We start from the raw sequence: 18,215 nt of genomic DNA, 5'->3' as shown, positions 1-18,215 counted from the left end.
TATTTATAGTCTTTTTATGCATTTGGCTTAATATTTTCGACGCGCCTTTCGGGCTTCCTGCTTCACATCCTGCAACTTACTGATAACCTCTTTGGTTTTATCCGGAAGTTTCTGATAGGCTTGCTCCCGCAAGGCCAGGTCTTCCAGTTCTTCCAGTTGTTTCACCAATCGATTCAACCCAAAAAACTTGAAGGAAGGGATGGCCCGATGGGCACTCTCACCCAATCGTTGCCAGGCTTGCTCATTCAGATCTTTCTCAAATCCGACCGCAAAACGGTGTGAATTCTTCTCGAATGTATCAATCATTTTATTGAAAAATGCCTCATCGCCATTCGACGTTTGCCACAGGCTATCCGTACTGAACCTATCCTCCAAAGGGCTTAAAGTATCCACAGGTGCATTGACCTGCAGGGGACGCGCCTCATTTCGGGTTAGCTGCAAAATATTGCAGATCTTATTATACAACTCCGTTTCCTTAAATGGCTTGAGCACATAACCATCAAATCCATGATCCATATACAAGTTAATATCACTTTTCAGCACATTGGCCGTTACAGCCAGTGCTTTGGTGTCAAAATTCGGGTTCCGGGCATCGTTTCGGATTTCACTCACCACCTCCAGTCCATTTTTATGGGGCATATGAATGTCGAGCAATACAATATCGTAGGCTGATGCGCGAAGCAAGCTTGCAGCTTCTTTGCCATTACGGGCCAGCTCATAATCAGCCTTCCAGTTTGACAAGACCGTTTCGGCCAGCAAAAGGTTATACTCATCATCATCGGCAAACAGAATTTTTTTGCCTTCCAGCTGATTATCCCGCAGCGAATAATGGCTCTCGCGTTCGGCTTCGTCCTCTTTCCGTGCTTTTTGCAAAGGCAGGGTCACCGAAAACAAACTGCCCGCTCCGGGTTCACTGCTCACCTGAATCTGACCATTCATCAGCTCAATCAGCTTCTTGCAGATGGTCAGCCCCAGGCCGGCTCCCTTGCGTTTTTTGTCCAGGTTGGCGGAAGACTGAGTAAACTCTTCAAAAATAACCGGCTGCAAGTCCCGCGAAATCCCCATGCCGGTATCTTCCACTTCAAACCGCAACTTTACGCGACCAGGCTCCTCTTCAACCAACAGGCAACGAAGTTCAACCACCCCTTCATCCGTATATTTCAGCGCATTCGACATCAGGTTGATCATCACCTGCCGCAGCCGAAAGGGGTCACCAATCAAGGTCTCCGGAATTTGCGGGTCAATCTGCACCGACAAGCGCAATTTCTTTTCATTGGCTTTAATGATGAACAGGTTGTAGATCACATTCAGTTCGCTGGTCAGGTTGAAAGGAATTTTTTCAATATACACCTTTCCCATGCCCAGCTTAAAGAGGATCAGAATTTCATTGACCAGCGAAAGCAGGTGCTCGGAAGAGTCGCTGATGAAGCGAATGAAATCTTCCTGCTGCTTGGTGAGTTCGGTATTCCCGAGTTGTTCGGCAAAACCGATGATGGCGTTGAGCGGGGTACGGATTTCGTGGCTCATATTGGCTAAAAATACCGACTTGGCCTGATCGGCTTTTTGTGCGTCGTCCTTCGCTTTTTTCAGGCGCATTTCCACTTCCTTGTCCTTGGTCACATTCTGCACAATAGCTGTTCCCCCAACCACTTGACCATTGAAATTCCTTACCGGCGTGGCCCAAATGTAATACACCTGATCCTCAATCCGGATTTCGCCATCGCCCATCTCGCCACTTAGGGCTTTGTGGTAAAACGGGAACAGGCGCTTGTGAATCTTCTCATCAAAGGCTTCAAACAAGGTTTTGCCGGCAAAATAGCTATTGGTCAAGCCAAAGCGTTCTTTTTCACGCCCGCCTGCCAGCACATAGCGGTAGTCCGAATCAAACAAGTAAACATCAATATCGGGCAGGTTTTCAATCACAATCTGCTGGTAGTTTTTAATGTCGGTCATGGTGGTGTTCGAGAAATTAACACCCCCCATAATCAGCTCATCACCGCCAGCTTCGGCAAGCAACTCCAGGCTGATGTTTGCCGCCAAAGGAATACCCTGGGCAGAATTAATGATCGTTTCAAACTCCTGATTTTCCTTGCTGGAAAGCAAGCGGTCAACCTTCTCTTTGAAAACCTCCTGCCGCTCCACTTTCAGTAGGTCGAACAATTGCAAAGAGCCACTTCTGGTTGGGTAAAACAGGTGGTCGAAAATACCGGTATACCTAAAAACCGTATAGCTCCGGTCGAAAATAAAGATGGCTTCATGCCTGACTGAATCCAGGTTTTGAGATTCGCGGGTAAGCGGGTAGCCCAGCTTGGTGGACTTAATCTTATTACTCAGCAGTTCGAGCAAGTCATCCAACTCCATCAACGACTCCACGTCAATGTCCTGATGGTCAAGCTGACTGATAATTCCGGCAATTTCTTCAATTTGTTTTTCCAGTTTTTTCTTCATCGATGCACTTTGGTTAAAAGGCTTTCATAGCCCTGTTCCTGAATTCTGCACCCGGTAGGTTCCGCCCTCTGAACATAACAACAATACCCTCCTGCCAAGGTTTTCAAGTTATCAATTTTTCATAAGCCAGCAATCACATCCGTAGGATTATTCCCCATAAAAAATAGTTCCTTAACACGACAGTACCAGTGAGCATCGGACAAAAAAGGGAGGTCTTTTTCATCCGAAGCCCAACGAGCAACCACAACAAATCGCATCTCCGCCTGTTATTTCGATAGGCAATTGCAAAATGCACAAGCAACTTTTAAGAGCCAATGAACTGCCATAAACTTTTTTAAGTGCAAAATTCAATCAAACATTGACTTTTAATTATCTTTGCCGCTACATGTTTCAGAAGATACAGTTAACCATAGTCATTTTACTGAGCGCGATAAACGTACTTTTCGCTCAAAGAGAACTCCAAAACTTTGGAGGATACAACATGGACACCAGTCAGCAGCCCGCGGATAGTATGGATGTTGATGAGCACGACCATGACCAAAAAATTCCGTCCTACATTCATAGCTGGAAGCTGAAAAACAACGGCGCTTTACTGGAAGCTGCCGAAGTGGATACGGTCTTGAATTTCTTTCACCTGTACAATCCCATTTACCAGCAAAGCATCAGCAATACCTTTACCGGGAACTTAGGCGGCGCGTACCTGTCGAATAACTTTTTCAAGCGCGAGGGCGATTCGGATTTCTACTTCTACCGGAACTTTGACCTGTATGCCAAGTTTCCGACGGACATCCGTTACTTCAATACCACCACGCCCTACACCCTGCTGGACTACAGCCAAAGTGGCAACAAAAACATTAAGAATGAAACCCGCTTCAATGCCTTTCATTCGCAAAATGTAAATGAAGACTTCAATTTCGCCTTCTTTTTTGATCAGGCCAAGTCAACCGGCCATTACGAATACCAGGAAAATAAATTTCACACCGTTGGACTTTACTCCAGCTACGAATCCGACCAATGGGTTTCGCATTTCAACCTGCTGTTCAACCGAATCAAAAACCAGGAAAACGGAGGGTTGGCTGAAGAAGATGTGGACTTAAACGAGTTTGAAGAAACCGACATTTACATTGTCAACCTGGATCAGGCCAAATCATCGCTGCGCAACAACAACTTCTACTGGAACACGGAATACCGGCTGGGAAAAACCGTCGAGGTGGAAGATTCACTGGGCAATATTATGGATGAATTTATTCCACGCACCGGTTTCTTTTACCAGGTGGAATATTCAGGCAACCAAAAAACCTACAACGACGAGGATGAAGACTCGAACCGGAATTTCTACCGGTATACCTACATCGATTCCACACGAACCGGCGACACCATTCGCTACAACCGGTTGACCAATACCTTTCAACTAAAATTTTACGAGGCCCCCGACCGGAAGTACACCTTCACCAAACGGGCCTATATCGGGCACGACCTCATCCGGATTAAAATGCCGGTGGACACCATTCAGCAACTGTACAAGCACAGCAACACCTTTGTAGGTGGCGGCATCTCGCGCGATGAAGGTACGTTCTGGAAGTGGGGCGCGCAGGGGAAATTCTACCTGACGGGTTACCGCTCGGGGCAAACCGAATTGAACGCCTTTATTTACAAACCCATGCGCATTGGGAAAGACACGACCAGCCTGCGTTTGTCGGGCGAACTAAACACGATTGTTCCCGATTATTTCGAACAGCGCTTCAGCTCGAACCACTATGCCTGGAACAACCGCTTTGACAACATCAATGAAATGATCCTGAATGCAGAGATCAATTCGCAAAGATACAAGCTGACCCTGGGAGCCAATTATGCCTTGATTGGCAACTACATTTACAACAATGCCGAAGCCCTGCCCACACAAGGCGGATCGGAGTTACTCGTTGTATCGGCTTACCTGAATAAAACCATCGAATCCAAACATTGGCTGTTGCGCGGACAACTGCTGTGGCAAAAAGGCAACCAGGAAAGTTACCTTCATTTGCCGGACTTCAGTGGTTACTTCAGTCTGAATTACAAAACCATTATTTCCAAAGTCCTATACACTCAAATTGGTGCCGATGTGCGCTACAATACAGAGTTCTATGCTGATGCCTATGATCCTGCAACAGGACGTTTCTATTGGCAAAATCAAGATAAAATTGGTAACTTCCCCTTCGTTGATGCACACGTCAACCTGAAACTAAAACGAACCCGGGTCTTTTTTCAATGGCTGAATGCCGCATCCGGGCTTTTAGATGGCGGTTTTTGGGCGGCACCGAAGCATCCACTTTATCGACGGACTTTCAGGCTGGGAGTAGCCTGGACGTTCTACGATTAGTCAGCAGTTTACCAAATGCATGAGTAAAACCCATACATACATTCAATTTGTTTCGTTTCTGCTCGTTGCTCTTCTTTTTTCCTGCAAAAGCAAGAAAGATTCCGACCTGCAAGACGACCAACAACGAAAAAATGACCTGACCCGGATTATGAAATCCGGACAACTGAAAGCCGTGGTGGATTACAACTCGACCAACTACTTTATTTACCGGGGAAAACCCATGGGCTTTAAGTATGAATTGCTGAAACAGCTGGCCAAAGACATGGATGTGGAGCTGAACATTTCAGTCAGTAACAACCTGGAAGAAACCTTTGACGGGCTGAACAGCGGCCAATACGATCTGGTTGCCAAAAACCTCACCATCACCAAAAAACGGGACGAAACCATTTCCTTCACCCTACCGCTGGAGCAAACCCGGCAAGTGCTGGTGCAGCGCAAACCCGACAACTGGCGCAGCCTGCCTAAGTACGCCCTGGAAGACTCCATGATTCGTAACCAGCTTGACCTGGCCGGCAAAACCATCTACGTTCAGAAAAACACCACCTACTACCGTCGCCTGGTGAACCTGTCGGATGAGATTGGGGAAGAGATCAACATTGTTCAGGACTCGGTGTACGGAGTGGAGCAACTGGTTTCGATGGTTGCCAACGGAGAAATTGACTACACCGTGTGCGATGAAAATGTGGCCAAAGTCAACCAGACTTTTTACCCGAACCTTGACATTGACACCCCGGTCAGCTTTCCGCAAAACATTGCCTGGGCCGTCCGCAATGGCTCCGAAGAATGGCTGAACTACCTGAACAACTGGATTCGCCACTTTCGGAAAACGACTCTCTACGCCGTACTTTACAACAAGTATTTTGAAAACAGCCGCTCCAGCAGCATGGTCAACAGCAGTTACCACTCCATTGGCGGAGGCAACATTTCGCCTTTCGACGACCTGATTAAGGCCAGCGCCGAGCAAGCCGGGCTCGATTGGCGTTTTCTGGCGGCCATCATCTACCGCGAATCGCGGTTTGACCCCGAAGCCGAATCGTGGGCCGGCGCTTACGGACTGATGCAAATCATGCCCGAATCGGCCGACCTGGTGCGCATGAACGAATTTGAAGAACCCGAGCAAAACATCCGGGTGGGCGTGCGCATTTTACAATGGCTCGATAAAAACCTCAAGCCGGAAGTGCCCGACTCCACCGAACGTGTGAAGTTTGTGCTGGCTGCTTACAATGTCGGCTTGGGACACGTGAAAGATGCCCAGCGGCTGGCCAAGAAATACAATAAAGATCCGGAGATTTGGGACGATAATGTAGACTACTACCTGCTGAATAAGTCGGCCTCGAAATTTTTTAAGGATCCGGTGGTGCGCTGGGGCTATTGCCGGGGCGAAGAACCCTACAACTATGTGAACCGTGTGTTGGAAACTTACCGCGATTACCGAAACATCATTGCAGAGTAAGGCTTCCTTCGCGAAGCAGTTCAAAAAATTCGGCTAAAATCATGGCGGTGGCCCCCCAAATAATTTCGCCTTCGTAAGGGTAGCATGGCACCGTAAGCCGTCCACGCAAGGTGTCCAGCTCGGTATGCTCAACCCGCTCTTCCTGCACAAAATCCTGAATGGGCAGTAAAATCAGTTTTTCAGCTTCGTCATGGTTCAGCACAAAATCGGGCTTGTAGTCGAGCCAGCCCACATACGGAAAAATGGTAAACCCGCTTACCGGCACAAACAACTCCGACAAGCGGCCCAGCAAACGCACATCCAGCGGCGAAACGCCCACTTCTTCCTGCGCCTCGCGCATGGCCGTCAGCTCCGGACTTTCGCCTTCCTCAATTTTGCCCCCCGGGAAACTGACCTGCCCCGGATGATCTTTCATGTTCGAATTGCGACGGGTTAAACAGGTGTAAATACGCCCTTCGTGCGGAAACAACAAAAGCAATACACTGCTGTACTTCACCTCCGGCACCTCCTTAAAACCAGCCCGCAGTTTACGGCCCGGCGGAAGCAGCTTCCGATGTGCCTGCTCGCCCGGCAAATCGCGCTGAAGCAACTGCTGTATGTATTGTACAAAACTGAAATCCATGACTACAAGATAAGAAAGTTAGCGCCAAAACCGACACCTAAGCAACAGCATTTTGCAGGAAGTTAACACAAGAAAAACAAGGCTGCTGAAGCCAAGAATAAGGAATTGAGCATTCAAGGCTCTCCCCGGGCGCATCCTCATCCGGCGCAAAGGCGTTTTCCCTTTCCTGCTTTTCAAGGTGCACGCCCTCCTTGGGCTACGATAGCGGTTCTTTCGCTTTTGTTTCAGTTGGCACTAATTTTCTCGCAAACCCAGATTGTCCGTGCAAACTTCTTCCCTTTTTTCCCAACCGAGCAGCCATCTGAAACTGTCAGTCCCGATTTCCGGATTAATGGTTGAATATCCGAAGTGGATACAATTACGACCCGGGAGGTTAATTTAGCGGCTGATTCCAGAATATTCAGGGTGATTTCGTCATTCGAAAAGGAGTACAAATTGTAGGGAAGGTCAACGATTGCCGTGTCGTACGGCTTATCCAGCTCCTGAATGTCTGAGCGGTACACCTTCGCCGTATAATTATAGTGCGCCAGGTTTTCCCTTGTGCTTTTACACGCTTTCCAGTTAATGTCACATCCTTCTATCTGGAACCCTGAAATGCAGGCCTCCAACATGACCGTACCAACGCCACAACAAGCATCCAACAAGCGATTGCTCCGATCGCCCTTCGAAGCAATACTGACCAGCGTTTTAGCAATGTCCATATTGATCGCACTGCTAAACGAACACGGTTTATTTTTGTGTTTAAACCAGTCCGAATTGTGTTTGAGCAACACCCCGAAGTACCAGGTGTTTTCACAATAGCCGATCGCGTAAATGACCGAGGGTGTCACGTAATCGGGGTCCCCTTCAATCCGCAAGCCAACATCCCGCAATTTTTCAAGCCGTTCGGTATATTGGGTCAAATCACCATTCAGAATCAGGTACTCCGCCTTAAACCCATCGCATTGAATATTTTCGTTCTCGATGTTTTTCAACAGGACGGAATAGTCTTCGGACGAGGAAATAATCTCCAGCCGGCTTTTAATGAATGGGCTGATCGACGGATCAACCTCAACACTCGAAAACAGCCAATTATTGTTTTCTTCCCGATTGAATAGCTGCCGGGATTCCAACTTGCATAATTCACTGTTATGAATGTCGTATTTAAACGAATAAATGTAATTCTGATTGGGCATAAGTAATGTCGACTTGTTGCGCTAAATTTTTAGTTGCAGCACGATGCTCATCAAACGATCGGACACTTCTCTGCGACCGAAAGGCTTGACGGGTTAAACCAGGAGGCCTGCCGCCCATCAGCTTGTTTCGTACCGTTTATGGTGCATCAATGGGCTTACTCATCAAGGCTATTGGCAGCCCCAGGATTGGAGTGAGCACCAATGACCAAAAAACGGATTTTCCATAGCCTATTTTTCGCTTTGCACCAATGTATTTTGCAATTAAATGAGTCAGCACAATATAAACGACAAAGATACCAATCCAAGTGTAATCCATGGTTTTAAATTTTAACGCGTTTCAAAAAAAAGCAAATCATTTATTTTTCAATAGTATTTCTCAATTCCGCCAAAGCCTTTAATCTGCTTATTTTCTTTTGTTTTGGCGATAAAGTTGTTCAGGCGCTTTTCAAATTCTTCGGGCCTTTTCCGGGCACTGTTGATATACGCCACTCGAATTCGCTTATAGGGTTCCGAAAAGTTTTGATAATTTTCCCAAACCAGCGGCTCGGCTTTTAACTGAGCGAGGATGTCTTCGGGAAACACGAATTCCTGTTGAATTATTTTTAAAACCTCATGCCGAATAGAGTCGTGAATCAACCTGTTTTCAAAGAGCCAATTTAAGCGCTCCATGTTGGGTTGCGAAATCGACGAGTTCTTTCGTCGCTTACAAAACCGTTGAATCGTAGTCTCTTCGTTCAGCGATTTAACCGTACTGTCAATCCACCCAAAACACAAGGCTTCTTCCACCGCGTCATTGTACAAAATTCGTTTTCGGCCCGTCTTCTTTAAGGGATATTCCAACCAAATTTCGTCTTCCGTCTCAAAATGGGCTTCCAGCCATTTCCGCCAATCCTTTCTGTCCGTAAAATATTTCGTTGGCAGTGTACGCATTGCTTATTGGTGGTTAACGTTGAGTGTATGCGTAGTGGCGGATTTCGGAGCGCGTTCCTGGCCGAAGGACAAGGAACTGCGAAACGAGAATCCGCAGTTGGCGTACCACCGAACCCCGCCCTGCAATATGTACTGTGTTATGCACTGGCATTTTCTTTTTTATAATTTTTCGTTTTTGTTTAAAAGTCTATTTATCAAATTGTCATCAAATCCAATTAGATTTAACACGCAACAAATGAGTAGATTTCGTAGTTGTTTTGTCAAAAAGTATAATTCTTTCCCGTCAAGAACGTTTTTGTTTTTATCAAAAAAGTGTGAGTAATAATTTCGAGAGTTTACTACATGTGTTAAGTTGATTGGTTTGTTTTTTATTTTGTTTACTCCATTAAAAAGTTTGATTAGTTCGTCTAATCTGGTTTTTAATGTCTTATCCTTGCAGTCAATAAATCTACGGTGATATCCTTCAAGGGACTGTACGATTATTAAAAAATCAAGGCTGGTAAATTTAACTTTTGGTTTTATGCTTGAAATTAAGTGAGTTCTAATTGGTGCGAGGCTTTTTTTAGAAGTGTACCACTTTTTAATAATGTTTGGAAAAACAGGTTCAATATCTTGAAAACTAAACAGAAAATGATAGGATTTATTTTTTGATGTTATTTCCTTATCTTCAATGAAATACAAAGAAACACGATTTGTTTCTGTATCACCATTTTTATATTCATAGAAGTCAGAATTATCGAAAAGAGTTAATTCTCGGTAGTTAATTGAAGAAAGTGTTGCGAGAGATAAAAATTGTCTAAATAGTCCTAATTTATTTAATAAATCAGCGAATGATTTTCTTGAAGTCTTGTGAGTAATTTCAACAATAGTATTTTGATAGAAGTGGTATTCTGAGTTGTCACCACTATCGGAAAAATTCCCAAAACCAAATATTTTTAATTCATAATCAGAACCAATTTCGAAGTCCTTTTCCCATGAATCATTTTTGTCCAACGAGACAGTAGTTTGAGATAGTTTATTATCCTCGGTAAGGCTAATTGTATTTTTTAGCATTCCAGAAGGTAACCAATCATATAAATTGCTTAAGTCTGCTTGAATCCTATTAAAAGTCAATTCATGAATGTCCAATAAATGTTTACCCTTTATAAAATATTGACAGAAATAATTGGTTGTCTGAAAAGGACTTGGAAAATTTACACTTCTCCGACCATTGCAAAAAAGTAAACTTATTTTTTCATTTTTATTATTTACTCCATGTATTATTTCTACTGTTTTATTGTCGAGTATGTTTAAAAGTACATCTTTAACATTAGTTTCAAAACCACCAATAAGTTCTAATCTTATTTCCTTATTTTTTTCGAAATATAAAATTCCTGGAACTTTATTTTCGATGTTCTCAGGCAAAAACCAAAAACCTTTATGTTCTTCGTTTTCAATCATAACTTATTTATTAGGTTCTTCATTTATGCTTGTGCATAACGGTTTGGCTATGTGGAGTGCGGGACTTTGAAACGCTTCATTGTCAGGCTGCCACTGAGCCAATTCGTTTATTCATATTTTTGTTCTTATAGCCAAATCGTCAAAGACGAATTGGCGTTGTTACAGCGAAGAACTGCGGTTAAATTACCCTCTGTACCCCGCATTACATATAGCTTTTGTTACCAGCTGGGCATTTTTATTTTTGATTATTTATCAAATCATCTATTGCAGCTTGTAATACTTGCCAAGATATTTTTGCTGTATTTATATCTGGAGAAAATTGACTACTCATCTGCTGGTAAGGATGGATATAATTTCGAAAATCACGCAAAGAATGGCTATATTTCTTAACATCTAATCCTATTAAACCAAGGTTATATGATACATCAATAAAGTTACTTAAAGACCATTCATGAAATGGCTTTACTTTACCTGTTTCCTTATTTATTGGACTTGACGTTGACTGATTAAACTCTTTCATTTTTGATGTAGCCGTTCCTAATAAAATACCTTCCAGAACACTCCCACACATAATCACTGCGGAAAGAGATAAATTATTTTCTAAACTTATTCTAATTTCTTCAAGCCTAGATTTGATAATTGCAATAACATTACTGTCAATTCCTAGTTTATCAATTTCCAGACTTTTAAATTCCTTTCTGAGAAAATCTTCTTTTGATGATTCTGAAGATTTCTTCTTAGTTCTAGATACACCTCTTAATTTATTGGCAATGGCTAGGCAATCATTGAATAATAAAGCTTCTTCTCTTGTTAACTCTTCATTTTTTAATTTCTTTTTCGCTCTCCAATATGCAAGCATTTCATTTGTTAGTTTGCCAACTATCATGTCAGTTTCTAATTGCCAAAAAACTCTTAACCGTTTAGCTTTTGAGTCACCATATGTAGAATATTTTGAATTGTAAATGTCAATTTTGCATGTATCAAATATAAATTGCTGAAAAGAAGGATTTGAAAAGTCCAACACATAACCATTACTCATTTCAAATTGACTTTCCAATAATAATTTATCCGTTTGTTTAAGTTTTGCCATTAAATATATGTTTCTAAATTATGCTCTTGTTGCCTTGCTGGTAACGTATGGTGCTATGAATAGTTGCCGATTGCAGGTTACGACCCTGTCAAGATACACTAAACTTAAAGTGGGCTACAAACCTTGAATAACCTACTAAACGGCAATTATTTATGAGCACGTGTTACCGCCTCTTATTTTAATATTGCAGCACGTAAATCATCTAATCTATTTAAGTTGCAAAACCTAGCTAGTACCATTTTGAATGATTTTGTATCAAATAAGCTACTACCTTTATTAATACAAGCTTTTATATGAAAGTTTAATAAAGGCAATAGATAATTCTTTCCTGAGACAATTTGCAACAACGTAGTTGTATTGTTAGTCCAAATTGCTCTTAGGCGATTCAATTCTGAAATATAAATTGAAAGTGGGTCAGCCTCACCTGCATTTCTAATTATTAGAATAATATCAACAATAATTGTATCTCTGTAATGTTGAAGCTTTATTAAATCAAACGTTGGTTTACCTTTTTTCTGCACTAAAAAATCCGAAGCTTTTTTAAGTTTCGGACCGCCTCCAAGTACTCGAAGTAATGCAAGGTGCAAAAACAAATCAATTAGAGCAGGCTCAAGTGACTTTAACCAATTTGAAAAGGACAGGCGACTTCTAAGAACTTCCTTATCCTCCGAATTACTTAGATAAAGTAGCTCAATTGCTGCCTGTTCACAAATAATAAAATTTTCAATACAATACCCGTTTAGAACAAAAAGAGATTCGTCATTACTTCTATTTTCGCCATTGATTAACTCTAAGTCTCCATCTACTATAAATAGTCGTCTTCTTGAATTTTCATTTTTTAATTCATCATATTTCCTCAGCACATTGGTTTTACATCCCAAAGGAGTAATGTCATTTATTTTTATTTCTTCACCAACAAGTCTATTGAACAACAGCTTATAGAATTCCTTATCCTCAATTTTATCTTCTGTAAAAATATCAATATCATTACGATATTTAAAAAAATTACTTAGAACACTGAGTGTGTTATAATTATATTTCAACATTCTAATTCAATTTTAATAGGTCTTCACAATAACTACCTCCAAACTCAGAAATGATTGCAGGTGAATGAGTTGCTAATATGAATTGTGTCTCAGGGCTGGCTTTCATCAAACTTTTTACAAAAATTTCTTGCCAGGCAAGGTGAAGTGATAGTTCAGGTTCATCAATGATAAAAATACCTCCGTCTTTTTCATATCTTAATTGAAAAAATACTAAATGAGCTAGCATTGATATAATTTGTTTTTCACCTGATGATAATTGATATGGTTCAACAGTGTTACCATTTTTAAAAACTATACTAATATCCCCTCGTTCATCTATATCTATGTTTTTCTTACTTTCTAGGAAGAAATGATTTATCAATGATTTCAATTTATTAACAGGCTCAAATAAGGCATCAATTTCATTTTGATAACTCTGGCTAAACATTATTATTTCATTAATACGCTTAAGCTGAGGCTGATTTGTAAACCATTTTTGAAATACCTCTATTCTTTCTTCTACAACTGCTTTACTCTTATCTTGCTTTTCTACATCTTGAATTTCTCTTAAGACATTCTCCATTTTATCAAAGAATAATTTTATTTTCTCTTCAAAGTCTCCAACGTTTAAGTTTTCAATCGCTGTTAAAGTATCCTGTCTTTTCTTTTTTAATTCTTTAAAGTCATTTAGTAGCTTGACATCTTGATTCTCAATAAATTCAAATGTTTGTGCAAGTATCTTATTTTTAAATTTTTCATTTATAGTCGGTTGTTTTCCTGCAATAATTCTATAGTAATCATAAAGAAGCCCTTGTACATCCATCAAACTTACATTTAATGGGTCATTTAGTGCGAACTGACTCATCTTCTTTCTCAACATGAAAGAGTTCCTATTCCTATCGATATTATGCCCTTCATACACACGTCTATCGATTCCAAGAAATAGAGGCGTTGCTAATTTCTTAATCTTATCATAGACTTCTTCTTCTTCAAATAACTGTTTGTAAGTATTTAGCTTCTCTCTGTGCTCATCTCTACTCAAGCTACTATCTGGCATATTGATATTGTATTTGGTTAATATACCATCTGTATCCTCTCCATTAATCGACAACAGAATTTTTATTGTATTTGAATCTTTAATTGCACTTAACTTAATTGGAACTGAATCAGTACTCTCCAGAACTACTTCATCAAATTCAATTTGATTCAAATAGTTATATGATGGAGAAATCAACCCTAAAATAAGTTTAAGTACACTTGTCTTTCCGGTTCCATTTATACCAATTAGAAAGGTTATGTCTTCTCTAAAATCAATTTCATAGTTTAAATAACCATGAATATTCGTTCCAATGAATTTGTTTAGTTTCATTATTTAGTCTTTTTATTAATTGGCGGTAACGGTTGGTACATGTTGTCGGGGCGGATTTCGGAGAGCGTTCCTGTCCGAAGGACACGGAACTGCGAAACGAGAATCCGCAGTTGGCGTACCACCAAGCCCCGCCCTGCAATATGTACTTTGTTACCGCCTGTTGTTTATTTTCCATTTTGTCATTACTACCATGAAATTAATCCAGTCAAGAATGCAAGTCCAGCGCCAATCTCAATTATTGAAGTAAAAATCACCAATGAATTGTAAGCATGCTTTTTACCAAACAAAAGCTCGAATGGAAAAATTTGATTATAAAAAACCAGTCTGTCTTTTTCAGATGCTTTTTTTGTTATTACTCTGAATAGTGAGTATAAACCTGCACCTAAAAATCCTACTCCAATTATTATAGACCAAACGCTCATATTAAAATGTAAATTTCCAATTGTTCTTTTCTGCTTTCTCAACTGCTACTTTCAAGTCTTGTTTTGCCAAACTTAAAGCAGTCAACATAGTTATATCTGGTTCTTTTTCTTTAAGTAACATTTCCGAAATTCCAATCTTTAAATTATTCATATTCCCTCCAGCATTAAAATAACTCACTAATCTCTCAAGTTGTACTGGATAAATTTCCCAAATTTCTCTTGTCCCAATTAAAAAGTCTTTGTGTGCACAATAATTTTTTGCGAGAATCTTGCTTTGTCGAAAATCAAGCTTTAGTCCATATTGATGGCTTCTCAACTTTGTCATTAATATTGGAAGAAAATATACGCTACCGAAAATCAGTCCAAAAATTATAATTAATGCAAGTATTAAAAGTATCTGGTCAATTGTCATTTTAGTAGTCTCATTTTAAATTGCTTTGTCTTTTTTTACAATTGGCGGTAACGGTCACTTGTAAGTTGTCGTTGCGGATTTCGAAGAGCGTCAGTGTCCGCAGGACAAAGACGGTCAAGAAAGGAGCGGAGACAACGCACCGCACTGACCCCGCAATGCAATTTACAATTTGTTAGCCACAGTATTTTTATCAAATTCTTTAGATATTTCAATTGCTTCGTTTACAATCAAATCAGGATAATTATTGATTTGGAGTATTCGAATAGCATTCCTCGTTTTTAGTTTTCCAGTCTTCAGTTTATAGTCGAAATCAACCGTATTATTATCCACTTTTTCACTGAAGTGATACAAGTCGAATTCGTATTTTAATAATTCCGCTAATTCAATGTCGTGTGTCGAGACAAAAACGATATTTTCATTTTTTGTCAATGATGAAAGGACCGCTTTTCCTGCCGAAATTCTTTCAATTGTGTTAGTCCCCTTAAAAATTTCGTCAAGTAGAAATAAGTTCGGTTTATCATCTTCACTTTTATCAATCATTTCTTTTATGGTCAGAACTTCCTCGAAATAATAACTTTTGTCATTCATTAAATCATCACTGATTCTGATTGCAGAAAATAACCTCATTTTTGGCATTGAAAAGCTTTTAGCAAAGCAGGTATTTAATGTTAATCCTGTGATAGTGTTAACACCAATTGTCCTAATAAATGAAGTTTTTCCTGACATATTTGAACCTGTCAAAAGGATGGATTTTTTGTTGACTTTTAGGTTATTTTCAATGCAGTCGTATATAAGCGGATGATAAATGTCTTGTGCAATTAGTTTTTTATACTCATTAATAATTGTTGGCTGGCAATAAGTTGATAAACCGTTTCTTAGTGAAGCTATTGAAATCAAAAAATCTATTTCGCCCACAAAGCGGAAAATATCTTCAATTTCTTTTCTTTTGGAATCGAGACGTTTTAATACTCCAAAAAGAAATAATGGCTCAAGTAAAAAGGCGATTTTAAAGAGTTCGAGAAATCCCCAAAAGAAAGCTGAAATGTCATTCTCCATTTTTGATTCCATTCTGAAAAATGACATCCTGTTTTTAATGCTTATTGTAATATCAAGCGATTTTGGAAGATTTGGATTCAGAACTTTCAGTGATTCGATAAAAAATAATTCGCGTGCAACTTTTATCAGTCGGAGTAATTGAGGAATTGAATCCAGGTACTGATATAAATTTCGTTTATTCCAAAAATGAATTACAAGATTAACTACAAAAACTCCCGACAGAACAAATACCATTTGCGGATTAAATGGAATTAGAATAATTGAGAGTAAACTTGTGAATGAAAGCAATTTTGTAATAAAGAACCATTTTGGTTTTTTCATGTGTTCATCCTGAAAAAGGGTAGTTATAAAAAAGGCGTCATCATTTGTAAGTCGTCCTAATTTTAGTTGTATTGACGTTCTTAATTCAGGCGAGTTTGATAGAAGTTCTACTAATTTCTCATTTACGTTTTCTGTTGATTTTGGGATTGTCCTAAGTCTTTGAAATAAATATTGTTGCCCAACCTTTGAAGCAGTCCTGTCAAGAAACATAAATAATTCATGAAAATCCAAGTCATTACATGTCCTGTCAGATAGAGTTTGAAATGAATCAGAATTGTCTTTTGCTTTAAAATACTTCTCAATCAAATTGAAATTGAATGAGTCATCTTTTATTTTTCCAAAAGATTCAATTAACTCTTGAATTTTCTTTTTTTTAAGTTTAAATATCATTCGATTCAGGTTTTTTTAATATTGTGGCTAACGGTCACGTGCTTGTTTTCGTGGTGGATTTGCGGAGCGCGTCACTGTCGGCCGATGCTGACTTGATTGCGGAGCAGATGCCCTAAATTTTGCACAAACCCCACCATAAAATAAGGCACTTTGTTACCACCCGTTTTTCATTTATAACTGCTTCTCTAATTTTTTCAGGTTAGAGGGGCGTGGAGCATCTCTATTAATAATATTACCTTGCTCATCAATGATTAAATAGCGTGGAATTCCAAAACTCCCTAACTTCTCCCTCAAGTCAGTTTTTAGTTTCTGATTTGCACGAATATGATTTCCTCTTAGGTTATAATATTTTATCATATCTTTCCATCTATCCTGATTTTGGTCACCATCCAAGGAAATATATAATATATCAACTCCTTTATTATTTAATGTTTCTTTTAATTTTTCATTGTATTCAAATTCTTCTTTACAAGGTGCACAAGATGTTGACCAAATGTCTACATAAATTTTCTTTCCTTTTAACTGCATAAAACAGTCTGATAGAGAATTTAGGTTTTTGTAATTATCAACAAATTTGTATTCTTCTTTAGAAGCAGCTGCAACTTTTAAATAAAAATTTGCAATTTTATCAATGCTTGGACGAATGTAACTTATGTATTTACTGTTTGGAAAATCAGTTTTAAATTGCTCAGATAAGTTTATAAGTTCTTTCTCAAATATCTTTTGTGCTGCTTGTGATTGAATATATGTCGCAGAATAATACTCCAATATCTCCTTTGGTAAAAGTCTTTCCGCAAGTTCAATATTATATGAATGAATAAGTCCTTGTTCTCTTTTTTCTTTTCTGATTACACTTATTGAGTCATAGTCAAGTTTTGTATATAAATTATACCAAAATGCCATATCCAATAATTCATAAAAATAATTGGCTTGTTTATTTAGTGGGTTAGTCAGTAATGTATCGGCCACAGCATTTCCCCACATTAACATAACCTCCTTTGGAGTTGTTTCATTATTTCTGAAGGAAGTAATATTTATTCTTGAAGCAAGGGAAGATATTGCAATATTATAGTATACATGTCTATCAGCACGGATTAAATTGTACACATCCATTGAAACATTTCTTTCCTTTAAATGAATGAGTTCTTTGTCCCGGAGTTCTATTAATTTATTGTAGATACTATCATAATTTGTGAGATTATTCGGGAAAAATCCTACCCCAGCATTGGGATGCGTTTGAGGTAATTTTTCGTAATAAAGCTGTGCTTCAGTTTTATGAATTAATTTTATGGGCTCTTTTTTATTTCCAATTTCGATTTCATAATCATTACCAGGTTCTATAATCAATAACTTATAATTTGATTCACTCAATAGGCTAACCATTTGTGGTTTATTAATTTTAAGCGAGATAATGAATTGGCCAGAAGAATCAATTGTTACGGAATCTTTAAACCAATTGTTAAAAGTCTCATTAAAGGTTGCCGAATATAAAAGCTCAATATCTTCTTTATTTATCACTGTTCCTTTAATAATCACATTCTCTTTCTTTGTATTACAAGCAGTTAATGTTATTACAAGTAGTACTAAAATCTGGATTTTTTTCATTTTTTCATTTTTAATGGGTGGTAACGGTCACTTGTAAGTTGTCGTTGCGGATTTCGGAGCTCGTTCCTGTCCGGCAGGACGGAACGATGTTGCGAGAA

14 protein-coding genes are annotated in these 18,215 nt (G+C 39.4%); 2 read left to right on the top strand and 12 right to left on the bottom strand.

The features are described from left to right. Positions 1-27: 27 nt before the first annotated feature. Positions 28-2,448 (bottom strand): ATP-binding protein, encoded by a 2,421-nt coding sequence (locus ACRD6K_RS17620; RefSeq protein WP_430974347.1) that lies wholly within the window; start codon positions 2,446-2,448, stop codon positions 28-30. 385 nt (positions 2,449-2,833) lie between these two features. Between ACRD6K_RS17620 and ACRD6K_RS17615 the strand changes: the two genes are divergently transcribed. Together ACRD6K_RS17615 and ACRD6K_RS17610 are read left to right on the top strand one after the other, a co-directional pair. After that, a complete protein-coding gene (locus ACRD6K_RS17615) occupies positions 2,834-4,807 on the top strand; it encodes a putative porin (RefSeq protein WP_299582828.1) in 1,974 nt (657 codons plus the stop codon). Between the two features lie 19 nt (positions 4,808-4,826). Then, entirely contained in the window at positions 4,827-6,260 is a 1,434-nt protein-coding gene (locus ACRD6K_RS17610) for an MltF family protein (RefSeq protein WP_430974346.1), read from the top strand. Here ACRD6K_RS17610 and ACRD6K_RS17605 read toward each other — a convergent pair. The 11 genes from ACRD6K_RS17605 to ACRD6K_RS17555 all read right to left on the bottom strand — a co-directional run bounded on the left by ACRD6K_RS17605 (position 6,247) and on the right by ACRD6K_RS17555 (position 18,117). Then, entirely contained in the window at positions 6,247-6,882 is a 636-nt protein-coding gene (locus ACRD6K_RS17605) for an NUDIX hydrolase (protein WP_430974345.1), read from the bottom strand. The genes ACRD6K_RS17610 and ACRD6K_RS17605 overlap by 14 nt on opposite strands. Before the next feature lie 224 nt (positions 6,883-7,106). Then, a complete protein-coding gene (locus ACRD6K_RS17600) occupies positions 7,107-8,057 on the bottom strand; it encodes a TRM11 family SAM-dependent methyltransferase (protein ID WP_430974344.1) in 951 nt (316 codons plus the stop codon). Between the two features lie 136 nt (positions 8,058-8,193). Next, positions 8,194-8,373 carry a hypothetical protein gene (locus ACRD6K_RS17595; RefSeq protein WP_299582840.1) on the bottom strand — a complete coding sequence of 60 codons (180 nt, stop codon included), beginning with the start codon at positions 8,371-8,373 and terminating at the stop codon, positions 8,194-8,196. A 47-nt stretch (positions 8,374-8,420) separates the two neighbouring features. Next, a complete protein-coding gene (locus ACRD6K_RS17590) occupies positions 8,421-8,987 on the bottom strand; it encodes a YdeI/OmpD-associated family protein (protein WP_430974343.1) in 567 nt (188 codons plus the stop codon). Positions 8,988-9,146: 159 nt separating this feature from the next. Then, positions 9,147-10,427 carry an ApeA N-terminal domain 1-containing protein gene (locus ACRD6K_RS17585; protein ID WP_430974341.1) on the bottom strand — a complete coding sequence of 427 codons (1,281 nt, stop codon included), beginning with the start codon at positions 10,425-10,427 and terminating at the stop codon, positions 9,147-9,149. A 235-nt stretch (positions 10,428-10,662) separates the two neighbouring features. Then, positions 10,663-11,517 carry a hypothetical protein gene (locus tag ACRD6K_RS17580; protein WP_133466396.1) on the bottom strand — a complete coding sequence of 285 codons (855 nt, stop codon included), beginning with the start codon at positions 11,515-11,517 and terminating at the stop codon, positions 10,663-10,665. Positions 11,518-11,690: 173 nt separating this feature from the next. Then, positions 11,691-12,563 (bottom strand): DUF4435 domain-containing protein, encoded by an 873-nt coding sequence (locus tag ACRD6K_RS17575; RefSeq protein ID WP_430974340.1) that lies wholly within the window; start codon positions 12,561-12,563, stop codon positions 11,691-11,693. Between the two features lies 1 nt (position 12,564). Beyond that, entirely contained in the window at positions 12,565-13,911 is a 1,347-nt protein-coding gene (locus tag ACRD6K_RS17570) for an AAA family ATPase (protein ID WP_430974339.1), read from the bottom strand. A gap of 423 nt (positions 13,912-14,334) precedes the next feature. Continuing rightward, positions 14,335-14,745, bottom strand: a complete 411-nt coding sequence (locus tag ACRD6K_RS17565) for a hypothetical protein (RefSeq protein WP_430974337.1) — start codon at positions 14,743-14,745, stop codon at positions 14,335-14,337. A 162-nt stretch (positions 14,746-14,907) separates the two neighbouring features. After that, complete coding sequence (locus tag ACRD6K_RS17560) at positions 14,908-16,512, bottom strand: MutS-related protein (protein ID WP_430974336.1); 1,605 nt, start codon at positions 16,510-16,512, stop codon at positions 14,908-14,910. Positions 16,513-16,683: 171 nt separating this feature from the next. Next, positions 16,684-18,117: a redoxin family protein gene (locus ACRD6K_RS17555; protein ID WP_430974335.1), complete on the bottom strand. Its 1,434-nt coding sequence runs from the start codon at positions 18,115-18,117 to the stop codon at positions 16,684-16,686. Between the last annotated feature and the right edge of the window lie 98 nt (positions 18,118-18,215).

It is taken from the genome of Sunxiuqinia rutila, assembly GCF_050589705.1.
GTDB lineage: Bacteria > Bacteroidota > Bacteroidia > Bacteroidales > Prolixibacteraceae > Sunxiuqinia > Sunxiuqinia rutila.
This window is presented reverse-complemented; position numbering and strand designations above follow the sequence as displayed.

What these genes read in the sequence shown, in the direction of transcription:
- ACRD6K_RS17555 (WP_430974335.1), bottom strand. Translation starts at nt 18,117, where the DNA reads ATGAAAAAAATCCAGATTTTAGTACTACTTGTAATAACATTAACTGCT.
- ACRD6K_RS17590 (WP_430974343.1), bottom strand. Translation starts at nt 8,987, where the DNA reads ATGCGTACACTGCCAACGAAATATTTTACGGACAGAAAGGATTGGCGG.
- ACRD6K_RS17605 (WP_430974345.1), bottom strand. Translation starts at nt 6,882, where the DNA reads ATGGATTTCAGTTTTGTACAATACATACAGCAGTTGCTTCAGCGCGAT.
- ACRD6K_RS17585 (WP_430974341.1), bottom strand. Translation starts at nt 10,427, where the DNA reads ATGATTGAAAACGAAGAACATAAAGGTTTTTGGTTTTTGCCTGAGAAC.
- ACRD6K_RS17615 (WP_299582828.1), top strand. Translation starts at nt 2,834, where the DNA reads ATGTTTCAGAAGATACAGTTAACCATAGTCATTTTACTGAGCGCGATA.
- ACRD6K_RS17595 (WP_299582840.1), bottom strand. Translation starts at nt 8,373, where the DNA reads ATGGATTACACTTGGATTGGTATCTTTGTCGTTTATATTGTGCTGACT.
- ACRD6K_RS17570 (WP_430974339.1), bottom strand. Translation starts at nt 13,911, where the DNA reads ATGAAACTAAACAAATTCATTGGAACGAATATTCATGGTTATTTAAAC.
- ACRD6K_RS17580 (WP_133466396.1), bottom strand. Translation starts at nt 11,517, where the DNA reads ATGGCAAAACTTAAACAAACGGATAAATTATTATTGGAAAGTCAATTT.
- ACRD6K_RS17600 (WP_430974344.1), bottom strand. Translation starts at nt 8,057, where the DNA reads ATGCCCAATCAGAATTACATTTATTCGTTTAAATACGACATTCATAAC.
- ACRD6K_RS17620 (WP_430974347.1), bottom strand. Translation starts at nt 2,448, where the DNA reads ATGAAGAAAAAACTGGAAAAACAAATTGAAGAAATTGCCGGAATTATC.
- ACRD6K_RS17565 (WP_430974337.1), bottom strand. Translation starts at nt 14,745, where the DNA reads ATGACAATTGACCAGATACTTTTAATACTTGCATTAATTATAATTTTT.
- ACRD6K_RS17610 (WP_430974346.1), top strand. Translation starts at nt 4,827, where the DNA reads ATGAGTAAAACCCATACATACATTCAATTTGTTTCGTTTCTGCTCGTT.
- ACRD6K_RS17560 (WP_430974336.1), bottom strand. Translation starts at nt 16,512, where the DNA reads ATGATATTTAAACTTAAAAAAAAGAAAATTCAAGAGTTAATTGAATCT.
- ACRD6K_RS17575 (WP_430974340.1), bottom strand. Translation starts at nt 12,563, where the DNA reads ATGTTGAAATATAATTATAACACACTCAGTGTTCTAAGTAATTTTTTT.